This window comes from Streptomyces sp. NPDC058240, from assembly GCF_042882135.1.
In the GTDB taxonomy this organism is placed as follows: Bacteria; Actinomycetota; Actinomycetes; order Streptomycetales; family Streptomycetaceae; genus Streptomyces.
Window position 1 is genome coordinate 116,383 of the sequence record NZ_JBHVWT010000010.1, and the last position, 13,569, is coordinate 129,951.

Consider the following 13,569-nt stretch of genomic DNA (forward strand, 5'->3'; position numbering starts at 1 on the left):
GTCCGGACGAGGAGTCCGGGGCCGGGCCGACGCCATCCGGGTGTGCCCGATGAGTCCCCGTCCAGGGCATATGCGACCCTGGACGCATGATCTTCATCGCCGTCAAGTTCACCGTCCGCAGCGAAGAGCGCGACAACTGGCTCCCGGCCGTCGCGCCCTTCACCCTCGCCACCCGGCAGGAGCCGGGCAACGTGTTCTTCGAGTGGTCGTACAGCGTCGAGAACCCGGACCAGTTCGTCCTGCTGGAGGCCTTCGCCTCCCCCGAGGCCGGTGAGGCCCATGTGAAGTCCGAGCACTTCGCCTCGGCCATGGACCTGATGGCGGATCTCGTCGCCGAGACCCCGGAGATCATCAACGTCGAGGTGCCGGGCGAGGGTTGGTCCCGGATGGCGGAGGTCACCCCGCGCTCGCGGTGACCCCGCACACCTCCGGGGCCGCGCGGCTCGGTCAGGCCGCGTGGCCGCCGTCCACCGTCACCTCCGTGCCGGTGATGTACGCCGCCTCCTCACCGGCCAAGTAGGCGATGAGGGAAGCCACTTCGTCCGTCGTACCGAACCGGTCCAGGGCGGTCGCCGAGCGCTGGCCGGCGGCGAACGGGCCGTCGGCCGGGTTGAGATCCGTGTCGACCGGGCCGGGCTGCACCAGGTTGACCGTGATGCCGCGCGGGCCGAGTTCACGGGCGAGCGGCTTGGTGAGACCGGCCAGCGCCGACTTGCTCATCGCGTAGAGGGTGGATCCGGGGCCGCCCGCGTACCGGCTCAGGGCCGTACCGACGGAGACGATGCGGCCACCGTGCTCCATCAGCTCCGCCGCCGTTCGGCAGGCCAGGAACACCGCCCGCACATTGACCGCCAGCACCCGGTCCACATCGGCGGGGGTGAGGGTGCCGATGGGCCCGAGGACGCCGATGCCCGCGTTGTTGACCAGGATGTCCAGCCGGCCGAGCGCGTCCGCGGCACCGGTCACGGCCGCCGGGACCGCCTCCGGGTCGGCCGAGTCCACGCGCAGGGCGATGCCGCGCCGGCCGTACGAGCGGATCTTCTCGACGACCGCCAGCGCGGCAGCCTCGTCCTGTACGTACGTCAGTGCCACATCGACGCCGTCCCGGGCGAGCCGCAGGGCGGTCGCGGCGCCGATGCCCCGGCTGCCTCCGGTGACGAGTGCGGTCCGGGTCGTGCCGGTGGTGGTGCTGGTCATGATGGGTTCCTTGCAGGTCGACGGTGTTTCGTCGGGCGCTTCGACACACGTCGTGCGCTTCGACATGGACCAGGAAAGCCCTTCCGTCCGGCCGTCACCGGCGGGAATCGGACGCCGACGCGGGACGCCGTTCGCGGTCGGACCGATGAGTTCCGGGTGGCAGCGGGGTCGGAAGAGAAGGACGACCGACCGGATCAGGAGAGTGTGGCCGCGGGGTCCGGCGTCCGGGAGTGGGGCGGGCTGCTCTTCCTCTCCGTCTTCTGCACGCTCTTCGCCTTCTTCGTGCAGATGTGGTCGGTACGCCGCACCCACCGTCCCGGGTCGGTCTGCTGCTCGGCACGGAGCCGCTCTGGGCCGCCGCCGCGGGCATCGCGATCGGCGGTGAACGGCTCGGCGTCCTCGGCGCGGTGGGCGCGGTGCTCGTCCTGGCCGGTACCGCCTGGGGCCGCCGGGCAGTGCCCCCGGCCGCCTCCTGAGCCGAGCGGCGGCCACCGGCCCCGTCCGAAAGTCTCGTGTTCCGCGACTTTGGTCGCTCGACGTGTCCGTGCGGCCGGGGGCATCCGTCCGGCCTGGGTAGTTTTGAGGCATGACGCGTACGGAGTACCGCTGGCTGCTGCCCTCGGCGATGGCCGACCCCGAGCTGCCCGACGACCGGCCCGGCCGCTCGCGACGCACCGTGCGGGACTGGGCCGTCGACCTGACCGCCTTCCTCTGCGCGGCCGTGGTCGGCATGCTCGCGGCGGCGGCGATCGAAGCCGACCCCACCACCCCTGACAGCGTCCTGTTCGCCGACATCGTGATCGGCGCCCTGGCCTGCTGTGCCCTGTGGGTGCGGCGGCGGTGGCCGGTCGGCGTCGCGGTGGCCCTGGTTCTGGTCGCAACGGTCGAGCCGGTCTCGGCGGGGGCCATGCTCGTCGCGCTGTTCGGCGTGGCCGTGCACCGCCCGTTCCGGCCCGTCGCGGCCGTCGGGGCGCTCGCCCTGGCCCTCGCCCCCGTACAGCCGTATCTGCGTCCCGACCCGGATACCTCGTTCACCGGGGCCACGGTCGTCGGAGTGCTGCTGCCCCTGCTGGTGATCAGCTGGGGCATGGTCGTACGGTCCAGGCGCCAGCTCGTCGTCACCCTGCGCGAGCGGGCCCACCGGGCCGAGACCGAGGCGGAGCTCCGGGCCGAACAGGCGCAGCGGCTGGCCCGCGAGGCCATCGCCCGCGAGATGCACGACGTCCTCGCCCACCGGCTGACGCTGCTCAGCGTCCACGCCGGTGCCCTCGAATTCCGCCCCGACGCACCGACGGCCGAGGTGGCCCGCGCGGCCGGGGTCATCCGGGACAGCGCGCACGAGGCGCTCCAGGACCTCCGCGAGATCATCGGAGTCCTGCGCAGCCCCGGCGAGAGCGACGGCGACCGGCCGCAGCCCACCCTCGCCACCCTGGACTCGCTGATCGCCGAGTCCCGGCTGGCCGGCATGAAGGTCACCCTCGACAACCGGGTCGGCGACCCCGCCGCGGCCCCCGCCGCCACCGGCCGCACCGTCTACCGAATCGCCCAGGAGGGCCTGACCAACGCCCGCAAGCACGCGCCCGGCGCCGAGGTCACCGTCATGGTCACCGGCGCCCCGGGCGAGGGGCTCACCGTCGAGGTGTGCAATCCGGCGCCCACCGAACCCTTCGAGCAGGTCCCCGGTTCCGGCCAGGGGCTCATCGGCCTCACGGAACGCGCCACCCTGGCCGGGGGCAGCCTCGACCACGGGCCGGAACCGGACGGCGGCTTCCGTGTCCGGGCCTCGCTGCCGTGGCCGGCCTGACCGTCGCACCCGCCCCGGACCGACGGACCCCGGTGCGTCCGGTGTCCGGGCCTGGCTACGGTTGTCGTCATGACCACCTCCACCCCGATGGATCCCGCGGCACGGTCCGTCCGGCTGCTCATCGTCGACGACGACCCGCTCGTACGGGCCGGCCTCGCCCTCATGCTCGGCGGCGCCGACGACATCGACATCGTGGGGGAGGGGACGGACGGCACCGAGGTCGCGGAACTCGTCGACCGGCTGCGCCCCGACGTGGTGCTGATGGACATCCGGATGCCCGGCATGGACGGGCTGACCGCGACCGAGTCCCTGCGCACCCGCCCCGACGCTCCGGAGGTCGTCGTCCTGACGACGTTCCACGCCGACGAACAGGTGCTGCGGGCCATCCGCGCCGGGGCGGCCGGATTCGTCCTGAAGGACACCCCGCCGGCACAGATCGTCGACTCGGTGCGACGGGTGGCGGCCGGGGACCCGGTGCTGTCGCCCGCGGTGACGCGCCAGCTCATGGCCCGCGCCGCCGGAACCGGTCCCCGCGACGACCGGATGGACCGTGCCGACCGGGCACGGCAGCGGATCGCCGCACTCGCCGAGCGGGAACGCGAGGTCGCGATCGCCGTCGCGCGCGGCCGTTCCAACGCCGAGATCGCCGCGACGCTCTATCTCAGTGTGGCGACCGTGAAGACGCAGGTGTCCCGGATCCTGGCCAAGTTCGGCTTCAACAACCGTGTCCAGATCGCGCTGTTGGTGCACGACGCGGGTCTGCTCGACGACGACGGCGCGGAGCCGGCGACGTAGGGTGAACCGGCCGGTCCGAAGCGACCGGGCCGAAGGAGCCGTCAGACCGGGAGGGGCGATCCCATGTCCGATGCCAGTGGCCGTGCCGAGGTCGATGTCGATCTGCGCGGGTTCGCGGACTTCACCGCGAACCCGTATCCGTACTACGAGAAGCTGCGGGCCGCGGGCCCGGTGCACACCGTCCGCACCGACGAGTTCGAGCGCGTCTGGCTGGTGGTGGGATACGACGAGGCCCGCGCGGTCCTCGCCGACCAGCGGTTCGCCAAGGACTGGCGGGGCCTGCCCGGCGCACCCGCCGAGAGCGACCCCATCTTCCTCAACATGCTGGAGCTGGACGCGCCCCACCACACCCGGCTGCGCAAGCTCGTCGCCCGGGAGTTCACCGCCCGCCGGGTCGAGGCCCTGCGCCCGCGCGTCCAGCAGATCACCGACGAGCTCCTCGACACGATGGTGCCCGCCGGACGCGCCGATCTCGTCGACGCGCTCGCCTTTCCGCTCCCGATGACCGTCATCTGCGAGCTGATCGGTGTGCCGGACCTGGACCGCGACGCCTTCCGCCGGCTGTCGAACGGCGTCGTCACCCCCGCCTCGCCGGAGCAGGAGTTCGAGGCGGTGCGCGCCATGAACGAGTACCTGCGCGAACTCATCGAGGACAAGCGGTGCTCGCCCGGCGACGACCTGATGAGCGCCCTGGTCAGGACGCGCGACGAGGAGGGCGACGGTCTGTCGCCCGACGAACTCGTGGGCATGGCCTTCCTGTTGCTGGTGGCCGGCCACGAGACCACGGTCAACCTGATCGGCAACGGGGTACGGGCACTGCTCGACCATCCCCGCCAACTGGCGGCCCTGAGGGACGACCCGGAGCTGATCGGCGGTGCGGTCGAGGAGATGCTGCGCTACGACGGGCCGGTGGAGACCGCCACCTTCCGCTACCCCCGCGAGCAGGTCGAGATCGGGCGGCGGGTCGTTCCGGCGGGCGCCCCGGTCCTGGTGTCCCTGGCGGGCGCCGACCGGGACCGCGGCCGCTACCCGGAACCGGACACCTTCGACATCCGCCGCGACGCCCAGGGACACCTGGCCTTCGGGCACGGCGTCCACTTCTGCGTGGGTGCGCCGCTGGCCCGCATGGAGGGCCGGATCGCGATCCGTACGCTGCTGGAGCGGTGCCCCTCCCTCGCGTCGGACGCGGAGGGCGGGGAGCTGGACTGGATTCCCGGGATGCTGATCCGCGGGGTGCGCGGGCTGCCCGTCCGCTGGTGAGACAAGGAGCTCTGTCATGACCGGACTTGACCTGCCGATGGCGCGGAAGGTGCTCGACAGCCAGCCGTTCAGCGGACTCGTGGGGGCACGGATCACCGCCTTCGGGGACGGCGCGGCCACCCTCGAAGTGGACATCCGCCAGGAACTCCAGCAGCAGAACGGCTTTCTGCACGGCGGGGTCCTGGCCTACGCCGCCGACAACGCGATCACCTTCGCCGCCGGTACGACGCTCGGCCCGGCCGTACTGACCGGTGGTTTCTCCATCCAGTACGTCCGGCCCGCCACCGGGAGCACCCTCGTCGCCCACGCAGAGGTCGCGCACACCGGCCGCCGCCGGGCGGTGGTCCGCTGCGAGCTGTTCGCCGCGGGGGAGGACGGGGAGCGGACGCTCTGCGCGGTCGCGCAGGGGACCGTGCTGTCGGCCGCCCCGCAGTCCTCCTGAACCGAACGCCCGGCCTGATCCGGACGGGCGACGACGGCAGTTCGACGACAGGGCCTAGGGCCGCGGTGTCGCTCCGGCGGTGATCTCCGCGATCGTCACGGGGCGCCGCTCCCGGCGCGACACCTCGCACGCCTCCGCGATCAGCAGCGCGAACCACGCCTCCCGGCCGTCGCACGGATTGGGCAGCTTGCCCCGCACCACCCGTACGAACGCGTCCAGTTCGGCCTCGTACGCCGGAGCGAACCGCTCCAGGAAGCCGGGCCAGGGGCTGGCGGGAGCCGGAGGGCCCTCGGGTTCGGCCGAGGTGACCGGTGTCCGGCCGTCCAGGCCGACCGTGATCTGGTCCAGATCGCCCGCCAGCTCCATCCGTACGTCGTAACCGGCGCCGTTGCAGCGGGTGGCCGCCGCCGTGGCCAGGGTGCCGTCGTCGAGGGTCAGCAGGACCGCCGCCGTGTCGACATCGCCCGCCGCCCGGAACATCCCGGGCCCGGCATCCGATCCGGCGGCGTACACCTCCGTCACCTCACGGCCCGTCACCCACCGCAGCATGTCGAAGTCATGGACCAGGCAGTCCCGGTACAGCCCCCCGGAGAGCGGCAGATACGCGGCGGGCGGCGGGGCCGGGTCCATCGTCACCGCCCGCACGGTGTGCAGCCTGCCCAGCGCACCGGCCCGCACGGCGGTACGGGCCGCCCGGAAACCCGCGTCGAACCTGCGCATGAAGCCCAGTTGGAGCACGCTCCCGGCCCGGTCGACCTCGCGCAGCGCGCCCAGGGTCCCCGGCAGGTCCAGGGCGATCGGCTTCTCGCAGAACGCCGGGAGCCCCGCCCGTGCCGCCCGGCCGATCAGCTCCGCGTGCGCCGAGGTGGCCGAGGCGATCACCACGGCGTCCACACCCGCGCCGAACACCTCGGCGGCGCCCGGGACGGCCGTCGCGCCGGTGCGCCGCGCGATCTCGGCGGCCCGCGCCCCGTCGGTGTCCGTCACCACCAGGGCGTCCACCTCGGGATGGCGGGCCAGCACGCCCGCGTGGAAGGAACCGATCCGGCCGGTGCCGATGAGTCCGATACGCATGGACCCAACGTGCCCGCCCGTCGGCTGCGCTGTCAACCATATGTCCTGACAAGGTGTGGCTTGTTCGTTGGTCATGCTGTCCGGACAACAGGACGACCGGACTACCGGAGGTTCTGACGTGAGGGATACCCTCCACGCGTGCCCAAACCCACCACCGACCCCGACGCACTCGAACTCGGCGTGGACCGCACCAGCCCGATCCCCCTGTACTTCCAGCTGGCCCAGCAGCTGGAAGCGGCCATCGAGCAGGGCCGGCTCGCCCCCGGCAGCCTCCTCGGCAACGAGATCGAGCTCGCGGCCCGGCTCGGCCTGTCCCGGCCCACGGTCCGCCAGGCCATCCAGTCACTGGTCGACAAGGGCCTGATGGTCCGCCGTCGCGGCGTCGGCACCCAGGTCGTGCACAGCACGGTCCGGCGCCCGCTCGAACTGAGCAGCCTCTACGACGACCTGGAGGCCGCGGGCGGGCACCCCACGACCCGCGTCCTGCGCAACACCGTCGAGCCCGCCGGCCCCGAGGTGGCCGACGCCCTGGCGGTCGCCGAAGGCACCGACGTACACCTCGTCGAGCGGCTGCGGTACGCCCACGACGAGCCGCTGGCGCTCCTGCGCAACCACCTGCCGCCCGGGATCGTCGACCTGGACACCGGACGGCTGGAGGCCACCGGCCTGTACCGGATGATGCGCGGCGCGGGCATCACCCTGCACAGCGCCCGCCAGACCGTCGGCGCCCGGCTCGCCACCGCCGACGAGGCGGCCGGGCTCGCCGAGCCGGAGGGGGCCGCCCTGCTGACGATGGAGCGCACCACCTTCGACGACACCGGACGGGCCGTCGAGTTCGGCTCCCACATCTACCGGGCCTCGCGCTACACCTTCGACTTCCAGCTGCTCGTACGGTGACGACGGCCGCACGGCCCCGTTGACGTCTCGAACGCCCACCGCTAGAACTCCCCCAGCCGCACTCGGGCGGCCGGGAGAGAAGGCGGACCCACCATGCGTACCTCTCGCAAGGCAGCAACTCTGATCACCGTCGCGGCCCTCGGTATCGCCGTCGCCGGCTGCAGTGGCTCCGGCGGCAGGAGCGCCGAGGAGAAGCCCGCGGGAGGAAGCAGCGGCGCGGGCGCGGCCGCCACCACTCCCCGGATGAAGATCGCGATGGTCACGCACTCGGGGGAGGGCGACACCTTCTGGGACATCGTGCAGAGCGGCGCGAAACAGGCGGCGGCCAAGGACAACGTCGAGTTCCTGTACTCGGCGAACAAGGAGGGCAAGGAACAGGCCCAGCTCGTCCAGGCCGCCATCGACCAGAAGGTCGACGGGATCGTCGTCACCCTCGCCAAACCGGAGGCCGTCAAGGATGTCGTCGCCAAGGCCGTGAAGGCCGGCATACCCGTGGTGACCATCAATTCGGGCGCGCAGTTCTCCAAGGAGATCGGCGCGCTCGGGCACATCGGGCAGGACGAGCGGGTCGCGGGCGAGGCCGTCGGCGAGGAGCTGAACGCGCGGGGCCGCAAGAAGGCCGTCTGCGTCATCCACGAGCAGGGCAATGTGTCGCTGGAGGAGCGCTGCGCCGGGGTGCGGAAGACCTTCGGTGGCAAGGTCGAGAACCTCAATGTCGAGGGCACCAACATGCCGGCCTCCACCTCCTCGATCGAGGCGAAGCTCCAGGCCGACAAGGACATCGACGCGATCGTCACCCTCGGCGCACCCTTCGCCGCCGCCTCCGTCAAGGCCAAGGAGGGCTCCGGCAGCACGGCGGAGGTCGACACCTTCGATCTGAACGCCGAGGTCGTCAAGAGGCTGAAGGCGCACGAGGTCGGCTTCGCCGTCGACCAGCAGCCCTACCTCCAGGGCTACCTCGCCGTCGACGAGCTCTGGCTGAACAGGACCAACGGCAACGTCGTCGGCGGCGGAAAGCCGGTGCTCACCGGCCCGGCGATCGTCACCGCCGACGACGTGCCGCAGCTGGAGAAGTACACCGCGCGCGGTACCCGGTGAACCTCCCGCACACCGCCGCGCGCACCCGGTGCCGACACACGCGTCCCGCCCCTGCCGGGCGATGCCGTCGACCGCTCGGGGATACTTGGCCAGCCGGGCCGGGTGTGCATCATCCCCGGCCCCTCCAAGCAGCACAGCGAGCAGCACAAGAAGGGCACCGCGTCGTGGCAAGGGTTCGGACAGGGGTACGTGCGATGGGCGCCGTGCTTGCGGCGGTGCTCGGGGCTTCCCTCGTGGGATGCAGCAGCACCGGTGGCAAGCGGGCGGAGGAGCGCGCGGCCCAGGCCGCCGCCGAGGGCCGGTCCGCGGTGGACACGCCCCGCTGGACCTTCGCGATGGTCACCCACTCGGGCGACGGCGACACCTTCTGGGACATCGTCCAGCGGGGCGCCGAGCAGGCGGCCGGCAAGGACAACATCAAGTTCCTGTACTCGCACAACGACGAGGCGCAGCAGCAGGCCCAGCTCGTGCAGGCCGCCATCGACCAGAGGGTCGACGGGCTGATCGTCACCCTCGCCAAGCCGGACGCGATGAAGGATGTCGTGACCAAGGCCACCAAGGCCGGAATCCCGGTGATCACGGTGAACTCGGGCTCCGCGGAGTCCAAGCGGTTCGGCGCGCTCACCCACATCGGCCAGGACGAGTCCATCGCGGGCGAGGCGGTCGGCGAGGAGCTCAACGCACGGGGCCGCAAGAAGGCGCTGTGCATCCTGCACGAGCAGGGCAACGTCGGCCACGAGCAGCGCTGCGCCGGAGCGAAGAAGACCTTCGACGGACAGCTGCAGAACCTGTACGTCGAGGGCACCAACATGCCCGACGTCCAGGCGTCCATCGAGGCGAAGCTGCAGGCCGACAAGAACATCGACGCGGTCGTCACCCTGGGCGCGCCGTTCGCGGACGCCGCCGTCAAGGCGAAGAAGACCGCGGGCAGCAAGGCCGAGATCGACACCTTCGACCTGAACGCCAAGGTCGCCACGGCCCTCCAGGACAAGACCCTCGGCTTCGCGGTCGACCAGCAGCCGTACCTCCAGGGGTACGAGGCGGTCGACCTGCTCTGGCTCTACCGCTTCAACGGCAATGTGCTCGGTGGCGGACGCCCGGTCCTCACCGGACCGCAGATCATCACCTCGAAGGACGCCGCCGAACTCGCCCAGTACACGAAGCGGGGGACCCGATGAGCACGATCGCCGGACCGTCCGCCCCCACCGGGGCCGACGAGCGGCTGATGCGCACCTCGCCGCTGCGCAGACTGCTCGGCCGCCCCGAGCTCGGCTCGGTGGTCGGCGCCGCGGCCGTCTTCATCTTCTTCTCGATCGTCGCCGACAGCTTCCTGCGCGCCTCCAGCCTCGGCACGGTGCTGTACGCGGCCTCGACGATCGGGATCATGGCCGCGCCGGTGGCGCTGCTGATGATCGGTGGCGAGTTCGACCTCTCCGCCGGTGTGCTGGTCACCAGCTCCGCGCTGGTCTCGTCGATGTTCAGCTATCAGATGACGGCCAACGTCTGGGTCGGCGTCTTCGTGTCGCTGCTGGTCACCCTGGCCATCGGGGCGTTCAACGGCTTCATGCTGACCCGGACCAAACTGCCGAGCTTCATCATCACGCTCGGTACGTTCCTGATGCTGACCGGCCTCAATCTGGGCTTCACCAAGCTGATCAGCGGGACCGTGTCCACCAAGGCCATCGGCGACATGGAGGGTTTCGACTCGGCCCGCAAGGTCTTCGCCTCGCAGTGGACCATCGGCGGCGTCGAGTTCAAGGTCACCATCCTGTGGTGGGCCGTACTCGTCGCGATCGCCACCTGGATCCTGCTCCGTACCCGCTTCGGCAACTGGATCTTCGCGGTCGGCGGCGAGGCCGACGCGGCCCGCGCGGTCGGCGTCCCGGTGATCCGTACCAAGATCGGGCTCTACCTCGGGGTCGCCTTCGCCGCCTGGGTCTCCGGCCAGCATCTGCTGTTCTCGTTCGACGTGGTGCAGTCCGGCGAGGGCGTCGGCAACGAACTGATCTACATCATCGCGGCCGTCATCGGCGGCTGTCTGATCACCGGCGGCTACGGCTCCGCGATCGGCTCCGCGGTCGGTGCCTTCATCTTCGGCATGACCAGCAAGGGCATCGTGTACGCGGAGTGGAACCCGGACTGGTTCAAGTTCTTCCTCGGAGCCATGCTGCTCCTGGCCACCCTGCTCAACGCATGGGTACGCAAGCGCGCGGAGGCGACGAAATGACGGCCCCCAAGGCACCGGCCGACCCGGAGGCGCCCCACCGGGCGCTCGTCGAGCTGGACCACGTCAGCAAGTTCTACGGCAACATCAAGGCCCTGACGGACGTCTCGCTGGTGGTCCACGCGGGCGAGATCTCCTGCGTGCTCGGCGACAACGGCGCCGGAAAGTCCACCCTGATCAAGATCATCGCGGGGCTGCACCGGCACGACGCCGGGACCTTCCTCATCGACGGCGAGGAGACCACCCTCGCCAACCCGCGCGACGCCCTGGACCGCGGTATCGCCACGGTCTACCAGGACCTGGCCGTCGTCCCCCTGATGCCGGTCTGGCGCAACTTCTTCCTCGGCTCCGAGCCGACCACCGGCGCCGGCCCCTTCAAGCGCCTCGACGTGCGGCTGATGCGCGAGACGACCCGCTCCGAGCTGCTGCGCATGGGCATCGACCTGCGCGACGTCGACCAGCCGATCGGCACCCTCTCCGGCGGCGAGCGCCAGTGCGTCGCCATCGCGCGGGCCGTCTACTTCGGCGCCAAGGTGCTCGTCCTGGACGAGCCCACCGCCGCGCTCGGCGTCAAGCAGTCCGGGGTCGTGCTCAAGTACGTCGCGGCCGCCCGCGACGCGGGTCTCGGCGTGGTCCTCATCACGCACAACCCGCACCACGCGTATCTCGTCGGTGACCGTTTCGTGCTGCTGAAGCGGGGCGCCATGTCCGGCAGCCACACCAGGGCGAGCATCACTCTGGACGAGCTGACCCGCCAGATGGCGGGCGGCAGCGAGCTGGAGGAGCTCAGCCACGAGCTGGAACGGGCCCCCGCACCGACCCGTCTCGGCGGCCACCCGCTCCCCGGCAAGCCCGAGTAGCCCCGGCCGGGACCGGCCCCCTGCGCACCGGTCCGCCAGCCCCGGTGCCCCGGCAGTGGCAGAATCGAGCCCGACGGGCGCAGTCCGCCGCCGGGAGCACCGCCCCCGGCTCCCCCCAGACCCCGCAGGGACGATGAGCACGTACCGCGACTTCACACACCGCGGCTCCGCCCGCGCCACCGTCCTGCGGACCGTGGGCACCAGGGAGCGGCGCTCGCACCTCACGGCACCGCGGGTACCCACCGTCGGCATCGACATCGGCGGTACGAAGGTGATGGCGGGCGTCGTCGACGCCGACGGCAACATCCTGGAGCAGCTGCGCACCGAGACGCCGGACAAGTCCAAGAGCCCCAAAGTCGTCGAGGACACCATCGTCGAGCTGGTCCTGGACCTCTCCGACCGGCACGATGTGCACGCCGTCGGCATCGGGGCGGCCGGCTGGGTCGACGCGGACCGCTCCAAGGTGCTCTTCGCCCCGCACCTCGCCTGGCGCGACGAACCGCTGCGCGACGCCCTCGCCTCCCGCCTCGTCGTCCCCGTCATGGTCGACAACGACGCCAACACCGCCGCCTGGGCGGAGTGGCGCTTCGGCGCGGGCCGCGGCGAGGACCACCTCGTCATGATCACACTCGGCACCGGCATCGGCGGCGCGATCCTGGAGGACGGCCAGGTCAAGCGCGGCAAGTACGGCGTCGCCGGTGAGTTCGGCCACATGCAGGTGGTGCCCGGCGGACACCGCTGCCCCTGCGGGAACCGCGGCTGCTGGGAGCAGTACAGCTCCGGCAACGCGCTCGTCCGGGAGGCCAAGGAGCTGGCCGCCGCGGACTCCCCGGTGGCGCACGGCATCATCGAGCGGGTCAAGGGCAACATCCCCGACATCACCGGGCCCCTCATCACCGAACTGGCCCGCGAGGGCGACGCGATGTGCGTCGAGCTCCTCCAGGACATCGGCCAGTGGCTGGGCGTGGGCATCGCCAATCTGGCCGCCGCGCTCGACCCCTCCTGCTTCGTCATCGGGGGCGGCGTGAGCGCCGCCGACGACCTGCTCATCGGCCCCGCCAGGGACGCCTTCAGGCGCCATCTCACCGGCCGCGGCTACCGGCCCGAGGCCCGGATCGCCAAGGCACAGCTCGGCCCGGAGGCGGGTATGGTCGGCGCCGCGGACCTGGCCCGGCTGGTGGCCCGCAGATTCCGCCGTGCCAATCGCCGCCGCGTCGAGCGGTACGAGCGGTACGCCCAGATCTACGACCAGGCCGCGAGCACCATCCGTAATACGCGCAACACCCGCACCTCCTAGGGATCCCCAGACACATGACCGCAGCCGAGCACCCCGTCCTGCCGCGTCAGTCCTCGCCGCCCGACGACCGCCGGCCGCCGCAGGACCGGCGCCGGATGATCCGCCGCCGGCTGATCACGGCGACCATCATCGTGCTGCTCATCGGCATTCCGGCCGGCTATCTGCTGATCTCCGCCGGGCAGAGCCGCCGCGCCGGCCAGAACAAGGAGGCCGAGGCCTCCGCGCAGGGGCTCCGGGAAGGCTGGCCGTCCCGGCTGCAGCGCCGGATCTTCGAACTGCCGATGCCCGGCAATTCCCTGGACGTGCAGTACTACGAGACCAACAACTGGAAGGCCAGCCGGCTGTACGTGGAGTTCCGCACCACGTCTGCCGGGCTCGACCGCTTCCTCGGCCGGATGGGCAGCGGGCGCTCCGACCTGGAGACCGGCAAGGTGACCATCGGCGCACGCGACCAGAAGGTCTCGGGCTGGACGTTCGGCCCCGGGGCCGAATGGGCGGGCACCAGGCACACCAACAAGGGACCGCGGCCCACCCAGGACATCACGGTGAACATGACCGATCCGATGAACCCGGTCGTCTACGTCGTGTCCGCGGCGACCCCCTGACCGGACCGGGCCGCCG

At 71.7% G+C, this 13,569-nt stretch carries 14 protein-coding genes and 1 pseudogene; 13 read left to right on the forward strand and 2 right to left on the reverse strand.

What is annotated here, in order from left to right; genetic code table 11:
• Positions 1–86: 86 nt before the first annotated feature.
• On the forward strand, positions 87–416 hold the full coding sequence (locus tag ACFVX4_RS19110) for a putative quinol monooxygenase (RefSeq protein ID WP_389978427.1): 330 nt from the start codon (positions 87–89) through the stop codon (positions 414–416).
• A gap of 31 nt (positions 417–447) precedes the next feature.
• On the opposite strand, the gene ACFVX4_RS19115 is transcribed toward ACFVX4_RS19110, so the two are convergent.
• Entirely contained in the window at positions 448–1,197 is a 750-nt protein-coding gene (locus tag ACFVX4_RS19115) for an SDR family NAD(P)-dependent oxidoreductase (RefSeq protein ID WP_389978430.1), read from the reverse strand.
• 201 nt (positions 1,198–1,398) lie between these two features.
• Here ACFVX4_RS19115 and ACFVX4_RS19120 point away from each other — a divergent pair.
• From ACFVX4_RS19120 to ACFVX4_RS19140, 5 genes and pseudogenes are all read left to right on the forward strand, one after another.
• Positions 1,399–1,673 (forward strand): annotated as a pseudogene (locus ACFVX4_RS19120) (EamA family transporter); the annotation flags it as partial.
• A gap of 110 nt (positions 1,674–1,783) precedes the next feature.
• A complete protein-coding gene (locus ACFVX4_RS19125; RefSeq protein WP_389978433.1) occupies positions 1,784–3,001 on the forward strand; it encodes a sensor histidine kinase in 1,218 nt (405 codons plus the stop codon).
• Between the two features lie 69 nt (positions 3,002–3,070).
• The gene (locus tag ACFVX4_RS19130; protein WP_389978436.1) at positions 3,071–3,796 is read left to right on the forward strand and encodes a response regulator; all 726 of its coding nucleotides are present in this window, start codon (positions 3,071–3,073) and stop codon (positions 3,794–3,796) included.
• A 63-nt stretch (positions 3,797–3,859) separates the two neighbouring features.
• Positions 3,860–5,056, forward strand: coding sequence for a cytochrome P450 (locus ACFVX4_RS19135; RefSeq protein WP_389978439.1), 1,197 nt, complete (start codon positions 3,860–3,862; stop codon positions 5,054–5,056).
• 16 nt (positions 5,057–5,072) lie between these two features.
• Entirely contained in the window at positions 5,073–5,498 is a 426-nt protein-coding gene (locus ACFVX4_RS19140) for a PaaI family thioesterase (protein WP_389978442.1), read from the forward strand.
• A gap of 54 nt (positions 5,499–5,552) precedes the next feature.
• Here ACFVX4_RS19140 and ACFVX4_RS19145 read toward each other — a convergent pair whose 3' ends face one another.
• Positions 5,553–6,572 (reverse strand): Gfo/Idh/MocA family oxidoreductase, encoded by a 1,020-nt coding sequence (locus tag ACFVX4_RS19145; protein WP_389978445.1) that lies wholly within the window; start codon positions 6,570–6,572, stop codon positions 5,553–5,555.
• Between the two features lie 138 nt (positions 6,573–6,710).
• Between ACFVX4_RS19145 and ACFVX4_RS19150 the strand changes: the two genes are divergently transcribed.
• From ACFVX4_RS19150 to ACFVX4_RS19180, 7 genes are all read left to right on the forward strand, one after another.
• The gene (locus ACFVX4_RS19150) at positions 6,711–7,469 is read left to right on the forward strand and encodes a GntR family transcriptional regulator (protein ID WP_389978448.1); all 759 of its coding nucleotides are present in this window, start codon (positions 6,711–6,713) and stop codon (positions 7,467–7,469) included.
• A 93-nt stretch (positions 7,470–7,562) separates the two neighbouring features.
• Positions 7,563–8,567, forward strand: coding sequence for a sugar ABC transporter substrate-binding protein (locus ACFVX4_RS19155; protein ID WP_389978451.1), 1,005 nt, complete (start codon positions 7,563–7,565; stop codon positions 8,565–8,567).
• A gap of 194 nt (positions 8,568–8,761) precedes the next feature.
• Positions 8,762–9,745 carry a sugar ABC transporter substrate-binding protein gene (locus ACFVX4_RS19160; RefSeq protein ID WP_389978454.1) on the forward strand — a complete coding sequence of 328 codons (984 nt, stop codon included), beginning with the start codon at positions 8,762–8,764 and terminating at the stop codon, positions 9,743–9,745.
• Complete coding sequence (locus ACFVX4_RS19165) at positions 9,742–10,794, forward strand: ABC transporter permease (RefSeq protein WP_266428849.1); 1,053 nt, start codon at positions 9,742–9,744, stop codon at positions 10,792–10,794. The genes ACFVX4_RS19160 and ACFVX4_RS19165 overlap by 4 nt, the downstream gene beginning before the upstream one ends.
• Positions 10,791–11,651, forward strand: coding sequence for an ATP-binding cassette domain-containing protein (locus ACFVX4_RS19170; RefSeq protein ID WP_389978459.1), 861 nt, complete (start codon positions 10,791–10,793; stop codon positions 11,649–11,651). The genes ACFVX4_RS19165 and ACFVX4_RS19170 overlap by 4 nt, the downstream gene beginning before the upstream one ends.
• A gap of 133 nt (positions 11,652–11,784) precedes the next feature.
• Positions 11,785–12,948, forward strand: a complete 1,164-nt coding sequence (locus ACFVX4_RS19175) for an ROK family glucokinase (RefSeq protein WP_266428855.1) — start codon at positions 11,785–11,787, stop codon at positions 12,946–12,948.
• 14 nt (positions 12,949–12,962) lie between these two features.
• The gene (locus tag ACFVX4_RS19180; RefSeq protein WP_389978464.1) at positions 12,963–13,553 is read left to right on the forward strand and encodes a hypothetical protein; all 591 of its coding nucleotides are present in this window, start codon (positions 12,963–12,965) and stop codon (positions 13,551–13,553) included.
• Positions 13,554–13,569 lie beyond the last annotated feature (16 nt).

Bases quoted from the DNA above. Each gene is read 5' to 3' on its own strand.
- ACFVX4_RS19130 (WP_389978436.1), top strand. From the start codon at position 3,071: ATGACCACCTCCACCCCGATGGATCCCGCGGCACGGTCCGTCCGGCTG.
- ACFVX4_RS19170 (WP_389978459.1), top strand. From the start codon at position 10,791: ATGACGGCCCCCAAGGCACCGGCCGACCCGGAGGCGCCCCACCGGGCG.
- ACFVX4_RS19180 (WP_389978464.1), top strand. From the start codon at position 12,963: ATGACCGCAGCCGAGCACCCCGTCCTGCCGCGTCAGTCCTCGCCGCCC.
- ACFVX4_RS19175 (WP_266428855.1), top strand. From the start codon at position 11,785: ATGAGCACGTACCGCGACTTCACACACCGCGGCTCCGCCCGCGCCACC.
- ACFVX4_RS19160 (WP_389978454.1), top strand. From the start codon at position 8,762: ATGGGCGCCGTGCTTGCGGCGGTGCTCGGGGCTTCCCTCGTGGGATGC.
- ACFVX4_RS19155 (WP_389978451.1), top strand. From the start codon at position 7,563: ATGCGTACCTCTCGCAAGGCAGCAACTCTGATCACCGTCGCGGCCCTC.
- ACFVX4_RS19145 (WP_389978445.1), bottom strand. From the start codon at position 6,572: ATGCGTATCGGACTCATCGGCACCGGCCGGATCGGTTCCTTCCACGCG.
- ACFVX4_RS19110 (WP_389978427.1), top strand. From the start codon at position 87: ATGATCTTCATCGCCGTCAAGTTCACCGTCCGCAGCGAAGAGCGCGAC.
- ACFVX4_RS19135 (WP_389978439.1), top strand. From the start codon at position 3,860: ATGTCCGATGCCAGTGGCCGTGCCGAGGTCGATGTCGATCTGCGCGGG.
- ACFVX4_RS19140 (WP_389978442.1), top strand. From the start codon at position 5,073: ATGACCGGACTTGACCTGCCGATGGCGCGGAAGGTGCTCGACAGCCAG.
- ACFVX4_RS19125 (WP_389978433.1), top strand. From the start codon at position 1,784: ATGACGCGTACGGAGTACCGCTGGCTGCTGCCCTCGGCGATGGCCGAC.
- ACFVX4_RS19115 (WP_389978430.1), bottom strand. From the start codon at position 1,197: ATGACCAGCACCACCACCGGCACGACCCGGACCGCACTCGTCACCGGA.
- ACFVX4_RS19165 (WP_266428849.1), top strand. From the start codon at position 9,742: ATGAGCACGATCGCCGGACCGTCCGCCCCCACCGGGGCCGACGAGCGG.